The organism is Ruegeria sp. AJ12 (genome assembly GCF_056536245.1).
This window is the reverse complement of record NZ_JBQFJJ010000001.1, coordinates 319,608-339,806: the sequence shown is the minus strand read 5'-3', so window position 1 is coordinate 339,806 and position 20,199 is coordinate 319,608. Positions and strand designations below refer to the sequence as shown.

Below are 20,199 nucleotides of genomic sequence, written 5' to 3'. Positions count from 1 at the left end.
AAACCTCACATAGTACCGGACCCGGGGACTCACAATTGCTGGTCTGGTAACCCCGAATTGCGTCCCGTGCATATCTTTTGTGCAGTTTTAGAACGGGTTGCGCCGAACCGGCGCGCGGCCCATATATAACGCCGGTAAGAACGGAGGCCCGAATGGCAGACAGCGATTTTCCCGGATGGCACGGGACGACGATCATCGGCGTCAAAAAGGGCGGTCAGATCGTCATCGCGGGTGACGGGCAGGTCAGCCTGGGCCAGACCGTGATCAAAGGCACCGCGCGCAAGGTGCGCCGCCTGTCCCCCGGCGGATTTGAGATCGTCGCAGGCTTTGCCGGATCGACCGCAGATGCCTTTACGCTGCTTGAACGGCTCGAAGCCAAGCTTGAGGCAACGCCCGGCCAGTTGGCGCGCGCGTCGGTCGAACTGGCCAAGGACTGGCGCACCGACAAATACCTGCAAAAGCTCGAGGCGATGCTGATCGTGACCGACGGCAAGGACCTGCTCGTGATCACCGGGGCAGGGGATGTACTGGAACCCGAACATAATGTGGCGGCCATCGGATCGGGCGGAAACTTTGCCCTCGCCGCTGCGCGCGCAATGATGGATGGTGACAAATCCGCCGAAGAGGTTGCCCGCCAATCCATGGCAATTGCCGCCGACATCTGCGTTTACACCAACGGCAATCTGACGGTCGAATCGATTTAGGCCAAAAGCGCTTTGATCTCTTTGCCTTTCCAGCGCATGTGCATTCCAATCAGGCCCAGTGCCGCTGTGATGATCACGATGTAGTAGGGCAGGCGGATGTCGATGCTCATCAATCCGCCGCCAATCAGAGACATGACGCCACCCGCAAGGCAGAAGACCGCGGTCGTGACGCCCATGACCCAGCCTTGATCCGCTTCGCTGACGGATGAGGAGAACAGGCCCAGCAGGGTGGGGTAGGAGACACCAAAAAAGAAGTAGAAGAAGAACACCGGGACATAGCTGAGCACGCCGCTGGGGCTGAAGGCGAAGGCAAATCCGCAAACCACCATCACCACCAGCGAGGTATAGATGATTGAATGCTTGCTGAACTTCTCCTGCGCGGGTTTGACAAGGAACGTGCTGGAAAAGGCCAGAGCAAAGCCGATCACCACCATCGCCACGCTGCCCCCGATCACGCCGTAGCCAAAGGCGCTGGTCAGGAAGTTGTCGACAAACACGTAGAACGTCACATTGGCGATCATGAACAGAGCGTAGACCGGCATGATTTTCAGCACCATCGGATGCCCGCGCACCGCAATCAGACTATCGGTGATGTCACGCGGGCGGAAGACAAAGGGCGCGCGCTCGGACCTTGTGTCCTTAAAGAACGCGATCACCAGGAAGATCGCGATCAGGACCAGAACAAAGGCCCCGTAGAAGGGCGTTTTCAGGGTTGCAGCGCTTCCCAGCAAGGCAGAGTCAGACAGAACTGCCCCGATAATCGGGCCGCCCACCAAACCAAAGCTGACGCCGGTTACGATGTAGCCCATGTTGCGATCGCGATCAGCGGCATCGGTGCTCCCATCGATCATAGCCGCCTGCGCGATGGGTTGATTGCCGGCGGTGAACCCGGTGATCGAACGGCCAATGATCAGAAGCAGCAGGCTGTTGATGTAGAGTGCGACGATGGTCAGCGCATATCCTGCAAGCGCACCCGCCAGGCAGACCAGAAGGGCATTCTTTCGTCCGATGGAATCTGAGACCTTGGACACATAGACCACCCCCAGAAACCAGGATAGAAAAAAGCAACCGATCACCAGCCCGTAGTAGAAATGCCGGCGCCCCGTGGCTGTGCTTTCGGGCAGAAAGCCGGACTTTGTCTCCATGATCAGTGAGTTGATGATGGGAAAAACAAGGCCCTGCCCGATCAGATCTACAAACACCACGAACAGCAAGGTTACCTTGGCAATCTTCGTCATTTCTCAATCCTGACCCTCAAACCATTGAAATCATTCTAGCAGACGGTGGTCGCTTCACCTAATGGCACTGTGCACGGAAAGCATTTGCAAACCGGAGGAGCCGTTGCTAACCAGCGCTGCCGATGCAAATGGCTTGGTTGTTTTCACAAATGGCGTGATTACCTAAGCCGGATGTTACCTTTACCGAGTGAGAGGACTGCCCCTTGACCGACCTGACCCCGCGCGAGATTGTCTCGGAACTGGATCGCTTTATCATCGGTCAGAAAGACGCCAAGCGCGCGGTTGCCGTGGCCTTGCGCAATCGCTGGCGGCGCAAGCATCTTGCGGATGACATTCGTGACGAGGTCTATCCCAAGAATATCCTGATGATCGGACCCACCGGTGTAGGCAAAACCGAAATCAGCCGCCGACTGGCCAAGCTGGCCCGCGCACCGTTCATCAAGGTCGAAGCGACCAAGTTTACCGAAGTCGGTTATGTCGGGCGCGACGTGGAACAGATCGTGCGCGATCTGGCCGACGCCGCCATCCTGCAAACCCGCGAATACATGCGCGAAGACGTCAAGGCCAAAGCCTATCTGGCCGCAGAAGACCGGGTGATCGAAGCCATCGCCGGCGAGGATGCACGCGACGCAACGCGTGAAATGTTCCGAAAAAAGCTCAAGGCCGGCGAGTTGGACGATACGGTGATCGAACTTGAGGTTAGCGACAGTTCAAATCCCATGCCGATGTTCGACATACCCGGACAGCCCGGCAGCCAGATGGGCATGATGAACATAGGGGACATCTTTGGCAAAGCATTCGGCGGACGCACCGTCAAACGCCGCATGACCGTTGCCGAAAGCTATGACACCTTGATCGGGGAAGAGGCCGACAAGCTGCTGGACGACGAAACCGTGACTCGCGTCGCTCTGGAATCCGTGGAACAGAACGGCATCGTTTTCCTCGATGAGATCGACAAGGTCTGTGCGCGGACCGACGCCCGTGGCGGTGATGTCAGCCGCGAAGGGGTGCAGCGGGACCTGCTGCCTTTGATCGAAGGCACGACTGTGTCCACCAAACACGGCCCGGTCAAGACCGATCATATCCTGTTCATCGCGTCGGGCGCGTTTCACATCGCCAAACCCTCGGACCTGCTGCCGGAACTGCAGGGTCGTCTGCCGATCCGGGTTGAACTGCGCGCACTGACCGAGGAAGATTTTGTACGCATTTTGACCGAAACCGATAACGCGCTGACACTCCAGTACACCGCCCTGATGGGCACCGAAGACGTCACTGTCGCCTTTACCGAAGATGGCATCGCCGCGCTGGCCAAAATTGCGGCTGACGTGAACCAGAGCATCGAGAATATCGGCGCTCGGCGGCTGTATACGGTGATGGAACGTGTCTTCGAAGAGCTGTCCTTTGAGGCGCCGGACAAGGCCGGAACGGAAATCACGGTCAATGCACAGTTTGTCAGCGACAATCTGGGAGAGCTGACCAAATCGGCGGATCTGAGCCGTTACGTTCTGTAACCGGACCAGCCGGAACTTGCCGCATTTCCGGGTATTGCCATCCCTTGTCTCTGGACGCGGAGGCAGAAATCGATAGCGTAGCCGCAAGATACACTGAGATCTGATTGTGCTGCGCTATTTATTTGTCCTGCTGACCGCTTTGTCGCTGAGTGCCTGTGTGGACCGTTCGGTTTCCGAGACGGTTCCGGACGCGTTGCGCGTCGGCACGCCTGAGACCGTGTTTGCCGTGACGTCCCGCGCCCGCGAGGCGGATGGGTCTTACGGATACCGACGCGCCGAGCAGTTGAGGTATCTTGAGATGACGGTATCGATTCCACCGTCCCACACGCCCGGGTCCCTCAAGTTTTCTTACGCAAATCCAAATCCCGAAAAGCAGTTTGTTCTGGCGGATGTCACAGAGTTCACCGGTGCGCAGGACCTTGGCAATCGGCTGAAAGGCGTCAACGATGTCACGATCTTTGTGCATGGCTACAACGCGACGCAAACCGAAACCGCGTTCCGGGCTGCGCAACTGGCGCATGACATCGGTATTCCGGGCTCCATCCTGATCTATTCCTGGCCCAGCCAGGCGCGCGGGGTCGGCTATGCCTATGATCTCGACAGCATGCTGTTCGCACGGGACGGATTGGAACGCACCGTGCGCGAGCTGAAATCCATGGGTGTGACGCATGTCAACATTGTCGCACATTCCATGGGCGGCGCTCTGACGATGGAAATGATGCGTCAGGCCGAACTGCGTCAGCCGGGCTGGTCCCGCCGCAATATCGAAGGCGTCATTCTGATTTCACCGGATCTGGATGTTGACCTGTTCCGCACGCAGATGAACAGCATCCGCTACCCACCGGACCCCTTTGTGGTGATGGTATCGCAAAAGGATAAAATCCTGAATATTTCGGCGCGACTGCGCGGTACGGCGGATAGCAAACGGCTGGGCAACATCGATTCCGTTGCGCAGCTGTCGGACTATCCCATCAGCGTGATCGACACGACGGCCTTCAACAGCGATGCCGGATCATCGCATTTCGTTGCGGCAACCTCACCTGCGCTGCTGTCGTTGCTCAGCTCGGCCCAACGCGTTAACCGCACTTTCGGGCGGGATCGACCCGGCATCGACGGCCTGGTTCCGCCGACCGAACGAAACACGGACGGGGCGACCGAAATCGTGCTGACAGGAACCGGCCAGCCGCAGGTCAGCGCTCCGTGACACGGTTCAGCCTGCGCGACTATCTCGTTCAGAATGCCAAGTGGTTGAGTGCCGGCGTCTTGCTGACCTTTCTGTCCAGCTTTGGACAGACGTTTTTCATCTCGATCTTCGCAGGCGACATACGGGCCGAATATGGGTTGAGCCATGGCGGATGGGGCGGGTTGTATACGCTGGGGACAACCGGGGCCGCGATTGTCATGATCTGGGCTGGTGGGTTGACCGATGTCTTTCGCGTCCGGGTTCTGGGCCCGGCCGTTTTGTTCGGTCTCGCACTCGCCGCCGTCGCGATGGCCACGAACATCTGGTTGGCCTTTTTGCCGGTCGTGATCTTCTGCCTGCGCCTGTTCGGTCAGGGGATGAGCACGCATCTGGCCGTTGTTGCGATGGCGCGCTGGTTCACCGCGACACGCGGAAAGGCCCTGTCCATCGCCTCGGCCGGGTACTCAATAGGAGAGGCCCTGTTGCCACTGGTCTTTGTTGCGGCGATGGCTTTTCTGGACTGGCGCTGGTTATGGCTGGTTGCAGCAGCCATCACGGTTTTGGGAATACCCGTTCTGACGCGCCTGCTGCGTCAGGAAAGAACACCGCAAAGCCTGACCGATGAGTACAACGCTACCGGGATGGAGGGGCGGCACTGGTCGCGGCGTGACGCGTTGGTCAACCCGCTGTTCTGGTTCATGGTGCCGTCGGTGATGGCGCCCTCTGCGTTCATAACCGCGTTCTTCTTTCATCAGGTTTACTTGGCAGAGATCAAAGGCTGGCAGCACATCCAGCTGGTGGCCCTGTTCCCGGCCTTTACCGGCGTGTCACTGCTGTCGATGTTTGCAGCCGGGTGGGCGTTGGACAAGTGGGGCACGGCGCGGATGATGCCGTATTACCAACTGCCCATCGGGCTTGGTTTTGTTGTCCTGTCTATCACCACGTCAATCAGTGGCGCGTTGCTGGGCCTGATCCTGCTGGGATTGACCGTTGGGGCGAACAGTACCCTGCCCAGCGCTTTCTGGGCCGAGTTTTATGGCACGCGGCATATTGGTGCGATCAAGGCCATGGCCGCGGCGGTCATGGTTCTGGGGTCCGCCGTCGGGCCGGGACTGACCGGCGTGCTGATTGACTTTGGCGTCTCGCTGGATGCGCAGTTCTTGTGGATCGCAGGGGGTTTTGTGCTGGTCTGCGTTCTGATCCATGTCGGGATATCCCGCGCGGTACGCACCTTTTAGCGAACCCGGCGCAGGTACACGTAATAGGCCCCATCGCCCCCATGGCTGATATGTGCAGGCGTCACCTGCAACACCGCCTGCGCCAGTGGCGGCAGCGACAACCATTGCGGCACCTGAGTGCGCAACACGCCGCGCGGGGTCGGGATCGGGCCGGGCGCATCCCGGTCCTTGCCCTTGCCGGTGACCACCAGGACCAGCCGTTTGCCGGACGCCTGTGCGCTCAGCACAAAGCGGATCAGGGCCGGATGTGCATTGTCGACACGCATCCCATGCAGATCCAGCTTGCCTTCGGGCTTGAGCTTGCCGCGCTTCATGCGGGAAAACGCCTTGGTGTCCATTTGTACCGGCTTGCTGCGCAGGCCTTCGGTGACTGACGGTTTCAGAGCGTTTGTACCCTGCTTTGTCTGTGCTTTCTGGCCCAGTGCGAACGCATCCAATCGCAGTCTCGGCGATTTGGTTGGCTTGGGTTTGGGCAGCGATGTCGGATGTACGGTCTGCGGAACTTCGGGGTGCAGTCTTTCCGCCTGTTTTGCCACCTTGCGCCACAGCTCGATTTCATCCGCCGTCAGTTTGCGCCGCGCCATCAGAACTCATCCGGCAGCAATGCATATGCGCGCTGGATCGGTAGCAAAACGACCATCCGGCCGGGGTCCTTAAGCTGACCCGCGGCCTGTCCGGCCTCATCCCCGGTCCCAAAGAAGATATCAGCCCGTTGTGCGCCCTTGATGGCAGATCCGGTATCCTGTGCAATCATCAGCCGTCGCAGCGGGTCTCTTCCGTCCTTCTCCACCCAGACCGGCGCACCCAGCGGTGTATAGGCCGGATCGGCCGCAATGCTGCGCATCGTTGTCACCGACCGGTTCATCGCGCCCAGGGGGCCAAGCTCGGGGGCAACGCGCGTGACCTCGCGAAAAAATACATAAGACGGGTTGTGAAACAACAGCTCAGCCCCGGCTTCAGGGTTCCGACGCACCCAGGTGCGGATCATCTGTGCGCTGACCTCATGGGCTCCGAGAATACCCCGTCGGATCAACTCCACTCCGATCGAGCGATAGGGATGCCCGTTTGCCCCGCCATAGCCCACGCGCAGGGCGGTGCCGTCGGGCAGCCGGATACGCCCCGAGCCTTGAATCTGCAGGAAGAACAGCTCGACCGGATCATCGACCCAGGCAATCTCGAGCCCACGGCCATTCATGGCCTCGCCGGTCAGAATCTCGCGCCTGCTCAACCATTTACCAACTGCGCGGGCCTCGGGCGGAATGCGATAAAGCGGGTATCTATAGCGATCAGACCGAGTTCTGGAACCGTCAAGTTCTGGCTCGAAATATCCGGTGAACAGGGCGTCCTTACCGTCTTCGACCAAGACAGGGCGAAAGAACAATTCAAAGAATGCGCGGGCCGCGTCTGGTTCATACGTACGCGCAGCGCCACACAATGCACGCCAATCCGGATCGCCCAGATCCCCACATGTGTTCAGAAAAACCGAAAGGGCCGCCCCGTGATCGTCGGCGGCCCAGCCATCCAGGTCGTCAAATGACAGAATGGAACGCGTCGCCTCGGCTCCGGCGGCGCTGGCGGTGGTCATTGCGCCCACCAGAAATAGCGACCGGAGCGTGGCAATCATGCGTCCGTGGCAACAAGCAGCCAGTTCGGATCGTCCTTGCCCATGACACGGGCAAAGGTCCAGCTGTCCTTTTGGCGTTTGATGGTGTTGGGGTTGCCTTCGATGATATCGCCGCCGCGGTCCCGCACGACCGAGGTCAGTTCACCAACAAAGCGCATCGTGATTTCCGCCTGGTTGGTGTCCTTGTCGAAGTTTGCATCTGTCAAGGTGGTTTCACGCACACCGACGAATTCGGCTTCGATGGTCAGGCCCTGGTCTTCCCGCGCGGCCACGACCGAGACAAAGGTGTCGAACACCTCTTCCGACAGGAAGGGCTGGATTTCGTCCAGATTTCCCCGCTCGAATCCCATCACGATCATCTCGTAAGCGCCACGTGCGCCCTGAACAAACTCGCCGACGGAAAAGGCGGGCTCAACCCGTTTCATCGCGGCCAGTGTCTGGGCCTGTTCGCTGTCTTCGGGGACATGATCGGTGATATCGTGATCCGGCCCGCCTTCAATCACCTCGAAATCGCGGCGCGAGTTGTTGGCGTCGGGCTGCTTTTGCAGCGGCGGCTTTTCGAAACCTTCACGCGTTCCCAGTACGCTTCTCAGGCGCAGGATCAGGAAAATCGCAATTCCGGCCAGCACCAGAAGCTGGATCAGGGGTGAGTTCATTTCGTCCTCTTTTCAGCGCCGGAACTTTGTGTATGCGGCCTCATGCCACTATGTAGGTGACAGTTCGTGGCAAGTCCACAGCCCGGCCTATGGTAAAGGATAACGCAAATGTACCTGTTCTTGGCTTTTTTATTGGTTCCGATCATCGAGATCGCCCTGTTCATCCAGGTTGGTGGTCTGATCGGCCTGTGGCCGACTCTTGCCATAGTAGTCCTGACTGCGTTCTTGGGCACCGTTCTGGTGCGGACACAAGGTCGCATGGCGCTGGGAAACCTGCAGCGATCCTTTGCCGAGCTTGATGATCCGACCGAACCGCTGGCGCATGGAGCCATGATCCTGCTGTCCGGCGCCTTGTTGCTGACGCCGGGATTTTTCACCGATGCAATCGGCTTTGCCTTGCTGATCCCCGGTGTTCGGGTGGCAGTGTTCCGCTATCTGAAATCCAAGGTCACCGTCACACAGTTTCAGATGGGACCGCGCCCCGGGTTTCAGGGCCGCAGATCTCCGTTTGACCGCGACGACGTGATTGATGGCGAATTCACCGAGGTTCGGCCCCGAAAAGACCCGTCAAAACCGTCCAAATGGGTTGAAGGCCCGCACCGGCATTGAGGTACCCGGCCCAACTTGATAAGCAGTGGCGAATTTTATTTTTGGAGTAGATCCATGGCCGAAGAAAACGCTGCAGAAAACACTGCGGCCCAAGCTGCCCCTCAGGTACAGATGCGCATTCTGGGGCAGTTCATCCGTGACATGTCCTTTGAAAACGTGATGGCCCAAAAGGGCGTGTCCGGGGACGTGCAGCCCGAGATCTCGGTTCAGGTGAACCTTGACGCAAAAAAGCGTCAACAGGACCACCAGTATGAGGTCGCGATCAAGCTTAACCTGAAGTCCAAGGCCAAAGGCCTCGAGGACGTTCTGTTCCTGTGTGAGATCGATTATTGCGGCCTGTTCCACGTGGAAGGCGTGCCAGAGGATCAGCTGCACCCGTTCCTGATGATCGAATGTCCGCGCATGTTGTTCCCGTTCCTGCGCCGGATCGTCAGCGACATCACCCGCGACGGCGGCTACCCGCCGGTCAACCTCGACAATATCGACTTTGTATCCCTGTACCGCAATGAACTGATGCGCCGTCAGGCCGAGCAGGCCCAGAAAGCGGACGCCTGATGATTGGCGCCCGCGCCTGACAAGTTCAGGCGCGGGTCCAAAGGGCGTGTTCGCCCAGCTTTTCCAAGAATTTTTGATGCGCAGCGCGCTCATCCTCGGTGATCCGGGATGGCAACGGAGTGTCCCGCGGCGCTGGTCGCCAGTCTTCGCCGCCGCCTGCCGCGGTTGCAGCAGATGAGGACAGTCCAAAGTCAGGCTGCCGCCCACCAATCAGTTCAAGATACACCTCGGCCAGTATTTCCGAGTCGAGCAGAGCCCCGTGCAAAACACGGTTCGAATTGTCGATGCTGAACCGACGGCACAGTGCGTCCAGCGAAGCCGGCGAGCCCGGAAACCGTTTGCGCGCGATGGCAAGCGTGTCCAATGCCTGATCCATCGGAATGGGAGACAAACCCATCCATTTCAGTTCCGCATTCAAAAACTTCATGTCAAAGGAGGCATTGTGGATTACCAGCTTGGCTTCACCCACAAAGTCACGAAACCCCTGACCAATCTTGGAAAAAATAGGCTTGTCTTTTAATGTGACCTCACCCTTTTCCGCTGGGCGGGGCGTTTCCAGTAGATCGGGTCCAATTCCGTGAACGCCAAACGCCTCTTCGGGCATGGACCGTTCGGGATTGATATAGACGTGATAAGTCTCGCCCGTAGCCACGTGGTTCCACAACTCGACCGCCCCGATTTCGACGATCCGATCCCCACCATCCGGGTCAAAGCCCGTGGTTTCGGTATCGAGCACAATCTCACGCATCTGCCATCCCCACCCTGATCTGCCTGACGACATCCTGCACCTGTGCGCGGGCATGGTCCAGTGTGTCGGTGACAATCACAAAATCCGACCGCGCGCATTTTTCATCGTTTGGCATCTGCTTGCCGAGGATCTGTTCGAACTGCGCTTCGGTCATCGTTCCCCGTTCCAACACCCGGCGCTTTTGTTCCGCTGCTGGGATCGACACGCAGGCCACGGCGTCCATTGCCGCATCGCCACCGGTTTCGAACAACAGCGGAATGTCAAATACCAGAATCTCTGCCGAGGTCTCTGCCCGGAACGTGGCACGGTCTGCCGCAACCAACGGATGTACAATGGCCTCTATGGTCTTCAGGGCTGCCGGATTGTCCGAAATGACCTGTTTCAACGCCTCCCGGCTGACGGCGCCATCCAATATGGCAGTCGGGAAGACGGCCCCGATAGGGTCAACTGCTGCGCCACCGGAAGAATAAAGCCGGTGTACGGCGGCGTCTGCATCCCACAGGGCGCAGCCCTCGTCGACGAACATCTGGGCCGTCGTGCTTTTGCCCATGCCGATGGATCCGGTGAGGCCAAGGGCAAAATTCATGCCAGAGTCGCCGCGCGCGTTTCTGCATCAACCTCGGGGCGCAGGCCGAACCATCGTTCAAATCCAGGTACCGCCTGATGCAACAGCATGCCCAGACCATCGACTGCAGTGCACCCCGCCTCTTCGGCAGTCTGCAAAAGCCGGGTTTTCAGGGGTGCATAGACCAGATCGGTCACAACTGCGCCCGGTTGCAGACCGTCCAGAGGTACACGCAAGTCTGGCTGCCCCTGCATCCCCAGAGAGGTGGTGTTGACCACCAGCTCCGCATCTTCGATCACGTTGCCGGCCTGAACCCAATCGACCACGGTGATGCGCTGGCCGAACTCTTCTTTCAGATAGTCAGCCCGGGTTCGGGTGCGGTTTGTCAGCAGAATTTCCGGCACACCCGCATCCGCCAGCGCCTGCAGAACGGCCCGCGCGGCCCCTCCGGCACCGAACACCACGGCGGGTCCATCCTGCGCGTTCCAGTCTGGCGCACCACGGCGCAGGTTCTCCATGAAGCCATAACCGTCGGTGTTGTCAGCATGAATTGAACCATCGTCCCGAAACACAAGCGTATTGGCCGCGCCGATAACAGACGCCCGGTCCGATACATGGTCTGCCAACCGCAAGGCCGCTTCTTTATGCGGGACGGTGACATTCGCGCCGACGAATCCAGCCTTTGGCAAGGTACGTAGAACGGTTTCCAGATCTGCTGACACCACATCCATCGGGATGTAACACCCCGGCAAGTCATAGGTTTTCAGCCAGTGCCCGTGCAGTTTCGGAGACCGTGAATGCGCAACGGGATGCCCGATCACCCCGGCCAGGGGAATCCGATAGTCGGTCATTGCTTGATTACCCCTTTGACAGCCAGGTAGTTGAGAAGCTCCAACAAGGGCATACCCAAAACGTTAAAATAGTCCCCGTCAATGCTGGCAAACAGACGCACACCCTCTTCTTCGAGCTTGTAGGCGCCGACAGCGTGCCGAATACTATCCCAGTTCCTTGCTACGTAGTCTTTTAGATATGTGTCCGAACTGGCCCGCATTCGCAGACGAACCTGCCCGACATGTCTCCAGATCGGTTCCCCATCCTGATAAATCACCAACGCAGACAAAAGCTTATGCCGTTTGCCGCGCAACGCCTTCAACTGCGCCAGCGCATCTTCGGGGTTTTCCGGCTTTGACAACAATTGCCCTTCGAAATCCAGAAGCTGATCACAGCCCAGAACCATGGCACCGGGGTTCTTGTCACTGACCTTGCGCGCTTTCATTTCCGCCAGCGCGTCGGCAATATCGCGCGGGGACGCGTTTTCCGCCAACAGGGCGCGTTTCATCGTATCCTCGTCCACCCGTGCACTCTGAACGGAAAATGGAACCCGAGCGTTCTCCAGCAATTGCGCTCGAATGGCAGACCCTGAGGCAAGGACGATGGGGATAGTCATGTGGAAAACACCGTGGGCTAATCGATGAGAGGTCTGGTACGGTTTGTATGGTTTTCCGATTGACACGCAACCCCGGGATTTTCGCCCGAAACACCTCTGAGTCGTTCGAAGACTATCCCGGGTGTACAAGGACAACTCTGATCACATGGATAAACCATATTTCCCCAGATACCCAATGAGTTATCCACAGGAAGTTTTGATGAAATTTTGTATAACCATATGTTTTTAAATCACTTTTATCTAATCCACCAAACCTACTTTGAAAATGCTAAATTCTGTCCACCTGGGGAGAAACACTTGTGTAAACCAGTAATCCACGGATTTTGAGCGCCCTACAAAACCATCATCCTTTTTCTTTCTATATTTTTTTATTAGGGAGGGTCAGATCATAGCCGGGAACCAAAATGACCGATTTCCTTTTTGCAATCTATCCATGGGTGAAGTCGCTTCACATCATGGCGGTCATCTCGTGGATGGCGGGACTGTTCTATTTGCCCAGACTGTTCGTCTATCACGTTGAAAAGGCACAAGCGGTCGATGGGGCGCAGGAAATCTTCTATGAAATGGAAGAAAAGCTGCTGCGGGTGATCATGGGTCCTGCGATGGTCGTGGCGTGGGTCTGCGGGCTGATCATGGTCTTTACGCCGGGCATTGTGGGATGGGACTGGTCATGGCCCTGGGTCAAGGGTGCGGCCGTGCTTGGGATGACATGGTTTCATCACTGGCTGATGGCGCGTCGCAAGGATTTTCGCGAGGGGCGAAACACGCTCACAGGGCGCCAGTACCGCATGATGAACGAGGTTCCGACCGTCTTGATGGTTGTGATCGTTCTGGCGGTCATCCTGAAATTCTGACGCCTGTTTGACTCTGTCAGCCCTGCGGCCTATGTAAGACGCAACGCGCCCGTCCGGGTGATGACTCTTCCAATTTGAAATTCCAATCTGTGCCGCACTTAAGTCGGCCAAGGTCCGTATATCATGACAACCGAATCCCTGAATCTGGCTGACCTCAAGGCCAAAAGCCCAAAAGACCTTTTGTCGATGGCAGAGGAACTCGAAATCGAGAATGCCTCAACCATGCGCAAGGGCGAGATGATGTTCCAGATCCTGCGCGAACGCGCGGATGAAGGCTGGATCGTCGGTGGCGATGGTGTGCTTGAGGTCTTGCAGGACGGTTTTGGCTTTCTGCGCTCGCCCGAGGCGAACTATCTGCCGGGTCCGGATGACATCTACGTTTCGCCAGATATGATCCGCCAGCACTCGCTGCGGACCGGTGATACGGTTGAAGGGGACATCAAAGCACCTGATGAGAACGAACGCTATTTCGCGCTGACCAAGGTTACCAAGATCAATTTTGAAGAGCCGGAGAAAGCCAAGCACAAAATCCTGTTCGACAACCTGACGCCGCTCTATCCCGATGAACGTCTGAAGATGGAGATCGAAGATCCCACCATCAAGGATAAGTCTGCCCGTGTGATCGATCTTGTCTCGCCGATTGGCAAAGGCCAGCGGTCGCTGATCGTGGCACCGCCGCGGACCGGTAAAACGGTGATCCTGCAAAACATCGCGCATTCGATCGAACAGAACCACCCAGAGTGCTATCTGATCGTCCTGCTGATCGACGAACGCCCGGAAGAGGTGACCGACATGCAGCGTTCGGTGAAGGGTGAGGTTGTGTCGTCCACCTTTGATGAACCCGCAACCCGCCACGTGGCCGTGTCCGAAATGGTCATCGAAAAAGCCAAGCGTTTGGTCGAACATAAACGAGATGTTGTTATTCTTCTCGACTCGATCACAAGACTTGGTAGGGCCTTTAACACTGTTGTGCCATCCTCGGGTAAAGTTCTGACCGGTGGTGTGGACGCAAACGCTCTGCAACGGCCCAAGCGGTTCTTTGGTGCGGCGCGGAACATCGAAGAGGGTGGGTCGCTGACCATCATCGCCACCGCGCTGATCGACACCGGCAGCCGGATGGACGAAGTGATCTTCGAAGAATTCAAAGGCACTGGTAACTCGGAAATCGTTCTGGATCGCAAGATTGCGGACAAGCGCGTGTTCCCGGCCATCGACATCCTCAAGTCCGGCACCCGGAAAGAGGACCTGCTGGTCGACAAGGGCGATCTGGCCAAGACCTTTGTCCTGCGTCGTATCCTCAACCCGATGGGCACCACCGACGCGATCGAGTTCCTGTTGTCCAAGTTGAAACAGACCAAGACAAATGGTGAGTTCTTCGATTCGATGAATACCTGACACAGGTCTTAACGGACGCGAGGCCTTCGAATGGATACGATATTCGCCTTGGCCAGCGCGCAGGGCAAAGCAGGGGTGGCGGTTATCCGTCTGTCCGGTCCATTGGCGCATTCTGCAGCTGCGGCCTTGTCTGGCGGCGATCTGCCATTGCGGGGTATGAGCATGCGCACATTGCGGGATCGCACTGGTGCAACTCTGGATGAGGGGCTTGTTCTGACATTTCAGGCGCCGGCAAGCTTTACTGGCGAGGACGTGGCCGAACTGCAGATTCACGGAAGCACGGCATCTGTCAATGCGGTGCTGCGCAGCCTGTCCGAGTCCGAAGGCCTGCGGCTGGCCGAACCTGGTGAGTTCACCCGGCGCGCTTTGGAAAACGGCAAGATGGACCTGACTCAGGTCGAAGGTCTGGCTGATCTGATTGATGCTGAAACCGAAGCACAAAGAAAGCAGGCGCAGACCATACTGGCCGGTGAGCTGGGTGCTTTGGCCGAGCGCTGGCGCCGCGATCTGATCCGGGCAGCGTCCCTGCTGGAAGCTGTGATCGACTTTGCCGACGAAGAGGTCCCGACGGACGTCACACCCGAAGTACGCGGTCTGGTGTCCGGCGTCATGGATGACCTGCGCCGGGAAGCGGAAGGGGTCAAGATAGCAGAACGTATCCGCACTGGGTTCGAAGTTGCTATTGTCGGCCTGCCCAACGCGGGAAAATCCACGTTGCTGAATGCGTTGGCCGGGCGTGAAGCCGCAATCACGTCTGAATACGCTGGAACCACGCGGGATGTGATCGAAGTGCGTATGGACCTGTCCGGCCTCCCGGTGACTTTGCTGGATACGGCGGGCTTGCGGGACACTGAAGATCACGTTGAAAACCTGGGTATTGAACTGGCGAGAAAACGCGCCGAAGCAGCGGACCTTCGGGTTTTTCTGTCAGACGCGCCCGACGCTTTGGGTGTTTCAATGGAGACCGGGGATATCCAGGTTTTGCCCAAGGCCGATCTTTTGGGGGATGTTAAAGGTGGCGTTTCGGGGAAAACGGGCCAGGGTATAGACGCGCTGATTTCCCAGATATCGTGTGTATTGGGTGAGCGATCTACCAGTCATGGTATTGCAACCCGCGAACGTCACCGGGTTGCGATCATCAAGGCATTGGATGCGCTTGCGGCCGCTATTGCGGTTCTGGAATCAGGTCCGGACTTGTATGATATCGCGGCAGAAGAACTCAGAACCGCAATCCGGGCCCTTGAATCTTTGCTTGGCAGAATAGATGTCGAAACCCTGTTGGATGAAATCTTCTCCAGCTTTTGTCTGGGCAAGTAGGGAGTGTTTCACGTGAAACATTCAAAATTTGATGTCCTCGTCATCGGGGCTGGTCATGCCGGGACCGAAGCTGCGCACGCTGCGGCGCGTATGGGGGCGGCCACTGCACTAGTGACGCTGTCGGCCTCGGATATCGGCGTCATGTCCTGCAACCCCGCGATAGGCGGGTTGGGTAAAGGTCATCTGGTGCGCGAGATCGACGCGTTGGATGGCGTCATGGGCCGTGTCGCAGATCAGGCCGGAATACAGTTTCGTTTGCTAAACCGGCGCAAGGGGCCGGCTGTCCAGGGACCGCGAACACAAGCCGACCGCGCGTTGTATCGTGCAGCCATGCAGAAGGAAACGCGGGCGCAGCCGAATCTGGATGTCATTATCGGTGAGGTGGTCGACTTCCTTATGGATGGGGATCGGGTTGCTGGCGTCAAGTTGGGCGACGGTTCCGAGGTTCCCGCGCAAACGGTCATCCTCACCTCTGGTACGTTTCTGCGGGGGGTCATCCATATTGGCGATGTCTCGCGTCCGGGCGGCCGCATGGGCGACAAACCCTCCGTTAAGCTGGCCGAGCGGCTGGACAGCTACAACCTGCGGACAGGGCGATTAAAGACCGGGACGCCTCCGCGTTTGGATGGGCGCACGATCGACTGGTCCGATTTGGAGAAGCAGGACGGTGACGAGGACCCCACATTGTTCTCGTTTCTCTCCACGTCTGTTGTTGCACCCCAGATTTCGTGCGGGATCACCCACACGAATGCGCGGACCCATGAAATCATAGAAAAAAACCTGTCAAAATCCGCGATGTATGGCGGGCATATCGACGGCGTCGGCCCCAGATATTGCCCCTCGATTGAAGACAAGATCGTGCGGTTTGCCGAAAAGGACTCCCATCAGATCTTTCTGGAGCCAGAGGGTGTCGACGATCACACGATCTATCCGAACGGCATATCAACATCGCTGCCGCAAGATGTTCAGCTGGACTATGTGCGTTCGATCAAGGGGCTTGAGCAAGCCACCATTCTGCAACCGGGCTATGCGATTGAGTACGACTATGTCGACCCGCGGGTTCTGTCCTCGTCACTCTCTTTGCCGGATGTTCCAGGGCTGTACCTTGCGGGCCAGATCAACGGCACCACGGGATATGAAGAGGCCGCGGCGCAGGGCATTGTCGCCGGCTTGAATGCGGCGTTGGAAGCCAAGGGCCGCGATCCGGTGCATTTCACCCGTGCTGACAGTTATGTCGGCGTGATGATCGATGATCTTACGACCCGTGGTGTGGCAGAGCCCTATCGAATGTTCACATCGCGTGCCGAATTCCGTTTGTCCCTGCGCGCGGACAATGCAGACCAGCGCCTGACACCTGTCGGCTTGGAGCTGGGGTGTGTGGGGGAGACGCGCCGTGAACACTTTGAATCCAAAATGGCTGAACTCGGAGCCGCAAAATCCAAGCTGACCGAGCGCACTTACACGCCGAAAGAGATGCGGGCCGCAGGGATTGCCGTCAATCAGGATGGAAACCGCAGGGATGGGATGGCAATTCTGGCCTTTCCGGATGTCAAATTCGATGACCTGCTGCCACTGATCCCAGAGCTTGACGCAGTAGATGGAAACATCCGTCAACAAGTTGAGCGGGACGCGCTTTACGCCAACTACATCGCCCGTCAGCAACGGGACGTCGAGGCGATGAAACGGGATGAGTCCTATGAAATTCCCCGCGAATTTGATTATTTCGCGCTGGATGGCCTGTCTTCGGAGATGAAGCAGAAGCTGTCACAGGCCAGGCCTGCAAATATCGCACAAGCGAGCCGTGTCGAAGGCGTTACACCGGCGGCGCTGACCTTGGTTCTGGCCAAACTGCGCCGGGACAGCCGAGTACGCCGGGCATGACGCCAGATCAAAACGTGATTGATGCTCTGAATGTTTCACGTGAAACACTGGCACGTCTGACGACCTATGTAGACCTGGTCGAACGCTGGACCCCTCGGATCAACCTGGTGTCCCGCAGCAGCCTGGCAGATATCTGGTCTCGTCACATCCTCGACTCGGTGCAGGTTTATCGATGTGCAGGCGTTTTTGGCCACTGGGCCGATCTTGGGAGCGGCGGAGGGTTCCCCGGTATGGTGTGCGCCATTCTGGCCATCGAAGACGCACCGGGGACAAAGTTTACAATGGTCGAAAGCGATCAGCGTAAGTCAGCCTTTTTGCGTACCGTTGCACGGGAATGCGGAGCAACATGTCGCGTTGTCCCGAAGCGAATCGAGGATGTGGAACCGCTGGGTGCGGATGTCCTGTCCGCACGCGCAGTGGCGAATTTGCCGGCATTATTATCCTTTTGTGACAGACATTTAGATAAAAACGGCGTGGCCTTGTTGCCGAAAGGCGCAAACTGGAAAAAAGAAGTGGATGCGGCGCGCGAAGAATGGAAATTTGACGCAGAGCCGATTACAAGTCTAACCGAACCCCAGGCCGTTATCCTTAAGATCAAAGGAGTTTCACGTGGTTGATCTGTCCCGTCCCTCAGGGCCCCGGATTATTGCGGTTGCCAATCAGAAGGGCGGAGTTGGAAAAACCACAACGGCGATAAACCTTGCGGCGGGGTTGGCCGAAGCAGGCTGCAAAGTGCTGGTGGTCGATCTCGATCCTCAGGGGAACGCATCCACGGGTCTGGGCGTCGAGGATCGGGACTGGACAACCTATGATCTGATTCTTGATGATGCGCCGCTGGAAGCTGTCGTTCAGGAAACCGAAATCGGCGGTCTGTTTGTGGTTCCCGCGACCGTTGACCTGAGCTCTGCGGATATCGAGCTCATTTCGAACGAGAAACGCAGCTACCTGTTGCATGACGCGCTCCGCCAGACGGCGATCGATGGTTTCGAGCTGGACTTTGTGCTCATCGACTGCCCGCCTTCGCTGAATTTGCTCACGGTCAACGCCATGGTTGCGGCGCATTCGGTGCTGGTTCCGTTACAGAGCGAGTTCTTTGCGCTGGAAGGTCTGTCACAGCTGATGCTGACCATTCGCGAGGTGCGTCAGACGGCAAACCCAGACCTCAGAATCGAAGGTGTTGTGTTGACCATGTATGACAACCGCAACAACTTGTCCCGTCAGGTCGAAAAGGATGCGCGTGACAATCTGGGTGAGATGGTCTTTAAGACCAAGATACCCAGGAACGTGCGGGTCAGCGAAGCACCGTCTTATGCCTTGCCCGTATTGCAATATGACTCGGGCTCGCTTGGGGCGATGGCTTACCGGCATCTGGCGCGCGAGATCATGCACAAGAACAATAAGATCGCCGCCTGAGCGGCAGTGAGGAGGGCGAGGTGAGCGCCAGGAAAACGAAATCAAGAGGTCTTGGGCGCGGATTGTCCGCCCTGATGGCCGATGTCACACCCGAGGCCGAGGGTCGGCCGTCTACCGAGCCGCGCCGACCGGATTTGACTGTCCCCATCGAAAAGCTGCGTGCCAATCCGAACCAGCCGCGCCGCACGTTCTCGCCTGATCAGCTTGATGAACTGGCTGCGTCGGTCAAGGAAAAGGGTATCATTCAGCCGCTGATCGTCCGTTCAATCGGTGATGGCGAGTACGAGATTGTCGCTGGCGAGCGTCGGTGGCGCGCTGCGCAAATGTCGCAACTGCATGATATTCCAGTGATTGTGCGCGATTTTGATGACACCGAAGTGCTTGAGGTCGCGATTATCGAGAACATCCAGCGGGCCGATCTGAACGCGGTCGAAGAGGCGGCGGGTTACAGGCAGCTGATGGACCGTTTCGGACATACGCAGGAAAAAATGGCCGAGGCGCTGGGCAAGAGCCGCAGCCATATTGCCAACCTGTTGCGGCTGTTGTCTCTGCCAATGGACGTCCAGACACTCGTGGTCGAAGGAAAACTGTCCGCCGGCCATGCAAGGGCGTTGATTACGGCTGATAACCCGTCCGAGCTGGCCAAATCCATCGTGCGGGACGGGTTGTCGGTGCGTGCGACCGAAATGCTGGTCAAGAAACAACAGCAAGCAGGTTCCGAACGTCCGGCGCCGCGATCCAGAAACCTGAATGCAGGTAAAGATGCAGATACACGCGCGCTGGAAAAGGATCTGTCTGCCATATTGGCGATGAAAGTGTCCATCAATCACAAGCCGGGTTCGGAGACGGGACAAGTTGTTCTGACCTATGAAAACCTTGATCAGCTGGATGACCTGTGCGCCAAGCTCAGCCGTTAGGCCGGGTCCAGATAAAGAGCATGACGCCACCCAGAACGACGGCCTGAATCATCAGGATATGCGTTGGGGCCGAGGCCAGAACGGAAATACCGAAGACGGCGACGACCGATATCGTGGCCGCTCTTTTCGCAACCGGTCGTATTGCGCCGGATCGTTGCCAGTCCAGGATCATTGGCCCGAATGTGCGATGGGTGATCAGCCAGTTGTGAAGGCGCGAGGATGATCTGGCAAAGAAAAAAGCAGCCAGCAACAGGAACGGCACGGTCGGCAGCAGAGGCAGAACCACTCCGATCATCGCGAGCGCGACGCAAAGCAACCCCAATCCCGCCCAGAGATACTGCATC

Annotated in this window: 22 protein-coding genes; 13 read left to right on the top strand and 9 right to left on the bottom strand. The window is 57.8% G+C overall.

Translation table 11 applies throughout. From position 1 onward, the window contains the following. Window positions 1-152 precede the first annotated feature (152 nt). Window positions 153-704, top strand: coding sequence for an ATP-dependent protease subunit HslV (gene hslV / locus ACR3E0_RS01710; protein ID WP_480475576.1), 552 nt, complete (start codon window positions 153-155; stop codon window positions 702-704). On the opposite strand, the gene ACR3E0_RS01705 is transcribed toward hslV, so the two are convergent. Next, window positions 701-1,942 carry an MFS transporter gene (locus ACR3E0_RS01705; RefSeq protein ID WP_480475574.1) on the bottom strand — a complete coding sequence of 414 codons (1,242 nt, stop codon included), beginning with the start codon at window positions 1,940-1,942 and terminating at the stop codon, window positions 701-703. The two genes, hslV and ACR3E0_RS01705, sit on opposite strands and share 4 nt — an antisense overlap. Window positions 1,943-2,145: 203 nt before the next feature. Here ACR3E0_RS01705 and hslU point away from each other — a divergent pair, with 203 nt between their 5' ends. From hslU to ACR3E0_RS01690, 3 genes are all read left to right on the top strand, one after another. Continuing rightward, window positions 2,146-3,453: an ATP-dependent protease ATPase subunit HslU gene (gene hslU, locus ACR3E0_RS01700; RefSeq protein ID WP_480475572.1), complete on the top strand. Its 1,308-nt coding sequence runs from the start codon at window positions 2,146-2,148 to the stop codon at window positions 3,451-3,453. A 106-nt stretch (window positions 3,454-3,559) separates the two neighbouring features. Further along, a complete protein-coding gene (locus tag ACR3E0_RS01695) occupies window positions 3,560-4,657 on the top strand; it encodes an alpha/beta hydrolase (RefSeq protein WP_480475570.1) in 1,098 nt (365 codons plus the stop codon). Further along, window positions 4,654-5,874 carry an MFS transporter gene (locus tag ACR3E0_RS01690; protein ID WP_480475568.1) on the top strand — a complete coding sequence of 407 codons (1,221 nt, stop codon included), beginning with the start codon at window positions 4,654-4,656 and terminating at the stop codon, window positions 5,872-5,874. Before ACR3E0_RS01695 ends, ACR3E0_RS01690 begins: the two co-directional genes overlap by 4 nt. On the opposite strand, the gene ACR3E0_RS01685 is transcribed toward ACR3E0_RS01690, so the two are convergent. Genes ACR3E0_RS01685 through ACR3E0_RS01675 form a run of 3 tightly spaced genes read right to left on the bottom strand, consistent with a single transcriptional unit; the run spans window position 5,871 to window position 8,154 of the window. Continuing rightward, on the bottom strand, window positions 5,871-6,458 hold the full coding sequence (locus ACR3E0_RS01685; protein ID WP_480475566.1) for a Smr/MutS family protein: 588 nt from the start codon (window positions 6,456-6,458) through the stop codon (window positions 5,871-5,873). The two genes, ACR3E0_RS01690 and ACR3E0_RS01685, sit on opposite strands and share 4 nt — an antisense overlap. Further along, window positions 6,458-7,498, bottom strand: a complete 1,041-nt coding sequence (mltA, locus tag ACR3E0_RS01680; RefSeq protein WP_480475564.1) for a murein transglycosylase A — start codon at window positions 7,496-7,498, stop codon at window positions 6,458-6,460. The genes ACR3E0_RS01685 and mltA overlap by 1 nt, the downstream gene beginning before the upstream one ends. After that, the gene (locus tag ACR3E0_RS01675; protein WP_480475562.1) at window positions 7,495-8,154 is read right to left on the bottom strand and encodes a Tim44/TimA family putative adaptor protein; all 660 of its coding nucleotides are present in this window, start codon (window positions 8,152-8,154) and stop codon (window positions 7,495-7,497) included. The genes mltA and ACR3E0_RS01675 overlap by 4 nt, the downstream gene beginning before the upstream one ends. 108 nt (window positions 8,155-8,262) lie before the next feature. Between ACR3E0_RS01675 and ACR3E0_RS01670 the strand changes: the two genes are divergently transcribed. After that, window positions 8,263-8,763 (top strand): FxsA family protein, encoded by a 501-nt coding sequence (locus tag ACR3E0_RS01670; RefSeq protein ID WP_480475560.1) that lies wholly within the window; start codon window positions 8,263-8,265, stop codon window positions 8,761-8,763. Between the two features lie 54 nt (window positions 8,764-8,817). Then, window positions 8,818-9,318 carry a protein-export chaperone SecB gene (gene secB / locus ACR3E0_RS01665; protein ID WP_480475558.1) on the top strand — a complete coding sequence of 167 codons (501 nt, stop codon included), beginning with the start codon at window positions 8,818-8,820 and terminating at the stop codon, window positions 9,316-9,318. 25 nt (window positions 9,319-9,343) lie between these two features. Here secB and dnaQ read toward each other — a convergent pair whose 3' ends face one another. Genes dnaQ through ACR3E0_RS01645 form a run of 4 tightly spaced genes read right to left on the bottom strand, consistent with a single transcriptional unit; the run spans window position 9,344 to window position 12,078 of the window. Beyond that, window positions 9,344-10,066, bottom strand: a complete 723-nt coding sequence (dnaQ, locus tag ACR3E0_RS01660; protein ID WP_480475556.1) for a DNA polymerase III subunit epsilon — start codon at window positions 10,064-10,066, stop codon at window positions 9,344-9,346. After that, a complete protein-coding gene (gene coaE, locus ACR3E0_RS01655; protein ID WP_480475554.1) occupies window positions 10,059-10,652 on the bottom strand; it encodes a dephospho-CoA kinase in 594 nt (197 codons plus the stop codon). The genes dnaQ and coaE overlap by 8 nt, the downstream gene beginning before the upstream one ends. Further along, window positions 10,649-11,482, bottom strand: coding sequence for a shikimate dehydrogenase (locus tag ACR3E0_RS01650; RefSeq protein WP_480475552.1), 834 nt, complete (start codon window positions 11,480-11,482; stop codon window positions 10,649-10,651). The genes coaE and ACR3E0_RS01650 overlap by 4 nt, the downstream gene beginning before the upstream one ends. After that, window positions 11,479-12,078 carry a Maf family protein gene (locus tag ACR3E0_RS01645; protein ID WP_480475550.1) on the bottom strand — a complete coding sequence of 200 codons (600 nt, stop codon included), beginning with the start codon at window positions 12,076-12,078 and terminating at the stop codon, window positions 11,479-11,481. Before ACR3E0_RS01645 ends, ACR3E0_RS01650 begins: the two co-directional genes overlap by 4 nt. A gap of 404 nt (window positions 12,079-12,482) precedes the next feature. Here ACR3E0_RS01645 and ACR3E0_RS01640 point away from each other — a divergent pair, with 404 nt between their 5' ends. The 7 genes from ACR3E0_RS01640 to ACR3E0_RS01610 all read left to right on the top strand — a co-directional run bounded on the left by ACR3E0_RS01640 (window position 12,483) and on the right by ACR3E0_RS01610 (window position 19,855). After that, window positions 12,483-12,932: a CopD family protein gene (locus ACR3E0_RS01640; RefSeq protein ID WP_480475548.1), complete on the top strand. Its 450-nt coding sequence runs from the start codon at window positions 12,483-12,485 to the stop codon at window positions 12,930-12,932. A 123-nt stretch (window positions 12,933-13,055) separates the two neighbouring features. Next, a complete protein-coding gene (rho, locus tag ACR3E0_RS01635; protein ID WP_480475546.1) occupies window positions 13,056-14,327 on the top strand; it encodes a transcription termination factor Rho in 1,272 nt (423 codons plus the stop codon). A gap of 30 nt (window positions 14,328-14,357) precedes the next feature. Beyond that, a complete protein-coding gene (mnmE, locus tag ACR3E0_RS01630; RefSeq protein WP_480475544.1) occupies window positions 14,358-15,644 on the top strand; it encodes a tRNA uridine-5-carboxymethylaminomethyl(34) synthesis GTPase MnmE in 1,287 nt (428 codons plus the stop codon). Window positions 15,645-15,656: 12 nt separating this feature from the next. Beyond that, window positions 15,657-17,525, top strand: coding sequence for a tRNA uridine-5-carboxymethylaminomethyl(34) synthesis enzyme MnmG (mnmG, locus tag ACR3E0_RS01625; RefSeq protein ID WP_480475542.1), 1,869 nt, complete (start codon window positions 15,657-15,659; stop codon window positions 17,523-17,525). Then, window positions 17,522-18,142 carry a 16S rRNA (guanine(527)-N(7))-methyltransferase RsmG gene (gene rsmG, locus ACR3E0_RS01620; RefSeq protein WP_480475540.1) on the top strand — a complete coding sequence of 207 codons (621 nt, stop codon included), beginning with the start codon at window positions 17,522-17,524 and terminating at the stop codon, window positions 18,140-18,142. Before mnmG ends, rsmG begins: the two co-directional genes overlap by 4 nt. Continuing rightward, window positions 18,135-18,938 (top strand): ParA family protein, encoded by an 804-nt coding sequence (locus ACR3E0_RS01615; RefSeq protein ID WP_480475538.1) that lies wholly within the window; start codon window positions 18,135-18,137, stop codon window positions 18,936-18,938. Before rsmG ends, ACR3E0_RS01615 begins: the two co-directional genes overlap by 8 nt. Window positions 18,939-18,958: 20 nt before the next feature. Beyond that, window positions 18,959-19,855 carry a ParB/RepB/Spo0J family partition protein gene (locus ACR3E0_RS01610; protein WP_480475536.1) on the top strand — a complete coding sequence of 299 codons (897 nt, stop codon included), beginning with the start codon at window positions 18,959-18,961 and terminating at the stop codon, window positions 19,853-19,855. Here ACR3E0_RS01610 and ACR3E0_RS01605 read toward each other — a convergent pair. Continuing rightward, window positions 19,845-20,198 carry a YbaN family protein gene (locus tag ACR3E0_RS01605; protein WP_480475534.1) on the bottom strand — a complete coding sequence of 118 codons (354 nt, stop codon included), beginning with the start codon at window positions 20,196-20,198 and terminating at the stop codon, window positions 19,845-19,847. The two genes, ACR3E0_RS01610 and ACR3E0_RS01605, sit on opposite strands and share 11 nt — an antisense overlap. Window position 20,199: the final 1 nt, after the last annotated feature.